We start from the raw sequence: 224 nt of genomic DNA, 5'->3' as shown, positions 1-224 counted from the left end.
AGTGTGGCTTACAGTGGTAACGATGGTGTTCTTGAAATCAATGGTGACGGCACCTATACCTTCTCTCCAAACGAAAACTTCAGTGGTGAAATCGCACTGGATGTAGTTGTGGTTGATGAAGAGGGAGCGACCGACGCGACAACGGCGGGTATTAACGTTCTTGAGGTGAATGATCCACCTGTTGCCGGTCCAACGTCATACACCATTGACGAAGATTCTGTACT

Annotated in this window: 1 protein-coding gene; it reads left to right on the top strand. The window is 48.2% G+C overall.

Annotated elements, in window-relative coordinates:
• Positions 1 to 224, top strand: a 224-nt coding sequence (locus Q1A70_RS20730; protein ID WP_299695962.1) for an Ig-like domain-containing protein, incomplete at both ends; no start/stop codon positions are given.

Origin of the sequence: uncultured Vibrio sp., assembly GCF_947488985.1 — a bacterium.
Lineage (GTDB): Bacteria > Pseudomonadota > Gammaproteobacteria > Enterobacterales > Vibrionaceae > Vibrio.
The sequence above is the reverse complement of the archived record's forward strand: the minus strand, read 5'-3'. Positions and strand labels throughout refer to the sequence as shown.